This is a genomic window from Pseudanabaena biceps PCC 7429 (assembly GCF_000332215.1).
Taxonomy (GTDB): domain Bacteria; phylum Cyanobacteriota; class Cyanobacteriia; order Pseudanabaenales; family Pseudanabaenaceae; genus Pseudanabaena; species Pseudanabaena biceps.
Genome location: NZ_ALWB01000393.1, coordinates 1 through 1833, shown reverse-complemented (window position 1 = coordinate 1833; position 1833 = coordinate 1). Strand labels below are relative to the sequence as shown.

Annotated in this window: 4 protein-coding genes; all 4 read left to right on the top strand. The window is 36.7% G+C overall.

Annotated elements, in window-relative coordinates; genetic code table 11:
• Nucleotides 1–140: 140 nt before the first annotated feature.
• Entirely contained in the window at nucleotides 141–398 is a 258-nt protein-coding gene (locus tag PSE7429_RS28095; RefSeq protein WP_083888459.1) for a hydrolase, read from the top strand.
• A 54-nt stretch (nucleotides 399–452) separates the two neighbouring features.
• Nucleotides 453–992, top strand: coding sequence for an SMI1/KNR4 family protein (locus PSE7429_RS22660; protein WP_158467671.1), 540 nt, complete (start codon nucleotides 453–455; stop codon nucleotides 990–992).
• A 188-nt stretch (nucleotides 993–1180) separates the two neighbouring features.
• Complete coding sequence (locus PSE7429_RS26455) at nucleotides 1181–1333, top strand: hypothetical protein (RefSeq protein WP_158467670.1); 153 nt, start codon at nucleotides 1181–1183, stop codon at nucleotides 1331–1333.
• Between the two features lie 107 nt (nucleotides 1334–1440).
• A complete protein-coding gene (locus tag PSE7429_RS27660) occupies nucleotides 1441–1575 on the top strand; it encodes a hypothetical protein (protein ID WP_267879032.1) in 135 nt (44 codons plus the stop codon).
• The last annotated feature ends 258 nt before the right edge of the window (nucleotides 1576–1833 follow it).

Below are 1833 nucleotides of genomic sequence, written 5' to 3'. Positions count from 1 at the left end.
CTATGGATGGCTTACACAATACCGCCGCTTTGTTGACGGTTATTCAAACCTGTAAAGCTCAAGGTAAATCTGTCATTGATTTTTTCCGTCAAGCTTTAATTGATCCTTCTTCTATTTCTCTCATTCCTATTCTTACCTGAATTCTTACCTTTTGTCTTCTTTTTATTCATGCAACAACGCCACCAGAAACTATCAGTAAATCAAATCAATACAGGATCGAACAGCTTGGGCTTTCTCCAAAAGTAGATAACCAGTGGATAAAATATTATCCTGATCATGCTAATTATAAAACCCAAAAACTTATACATCATCATGTTGATCAAGGTCCTTATGCAATCCCAGTTCCACAAGGAACGCATATAGGTTATGGTGGTCCCTTTCACTATAATGATAAGTAAAAATTTTCTTCTATTAAGTGTATGATACTTGAGTTTTCTGAAATCCATCAAAAGATGGAACAAATTTATAAGGATATTCCCGAAGATATTCAGCCAGATTGTAGTGACTTACGCCTTAAGGACTCCAAACTATCCTCGGCAATGTTAGATGAGATTGAATTTAACCTTAAAGTAAAACTGCCATATTCTTTCAAGGCATGTATTTTGAAGTACGACTTTGGAGATTTGATATTTGGAGGTATTTGGTTTGGGAGCAATCAAAACTATGCCCAGATTTTAATTGAAAATAATCATAATGAAAAAGGAATATGGTGGGGAAGTGGCGATCGCCCGATTAACTATTTGTACATTGCAGATTCAGATGGATATGTAATTCTCTTAAATACTGAAAATGAAGAAATTTTAGCTTATCTTCGTTCGGAGTCTTGGCATGAGAGTACAGTCATTGCTTATAATTTTGAAGTATTTGCAAGGGCTGCTGGTACTTTATTTGTCCAGAGAGAATGCTCTGACTATGAACAAATTAAGAATAATGTTTTTAATACTGTGGGCTATCAAAATAACTCTAAATTTTGGAATGAAATTGCTGAGTGATATCATAGAATTGATCGCCTCAGCTTGTTTAGAATATTCTCATGTGCGATCGTCTTAGATATCAGGATCGATTCCCAGCATTCTGAGCCTTTCCGCTAGACCTTCAGCCCTTTGCTCTGCTTGATGTTGGACTAAGCTTGCTTGAATTGCGATCAGAGATTTTTGGATGATATTTTAGATAATCGGAAATGTCTCGTTTGATAGCGATTGGGAATAAGCGATTGGCAGACGAATGGTGTTTTTTGTTTGATAGCGATCACTTGTTGGGTTTTGTCATTTTAAATGCGATCAGAAATTTTAGGCGATCGGGAATGTCTTGTTTGATAGCGATCGCTTTCTAGTCATGAGTAGGCGATCGAAGTTTTTTAGATTTAGTAGCGATCGCTTTTTCATTTGAGGGCTATCAGGGATTTCGAGATGATGTTTTAAGCGATCGGGAGTTTGTTGTTTGAGAGCGAATCAGTGTTTTAGAAGTATGGATGCGAGCGGTGTTTTTTCAGATTTAGGAGCGATCGCTTTTTCATTTGATGGCGATCACGGATTTTTAGATGATGTTTTAGGTGATCGGGAGTTTGTTGTTTGATAGCGATCGCTTTCTAGAAATGAGTAGGCGATCGATGTCTTTTTAGATTTAGTAGCGATCGCTTTTTCATTTAATAGCGATTAGGAATTTTTAGATGATGTTTTAAGCGATCGGGAGTTTTTCGTTTGAGAGCGATCGCTTTCTAGAAATGAGTAGGCGATTGATGTCTTTTTAGATTTAGTAGCGATCGCTTTTTCATTTCTGGAGTTTAGACTAAGGTGATTGAGATAAGCAGAAAAAGAGCAGGAAAAAGTAACT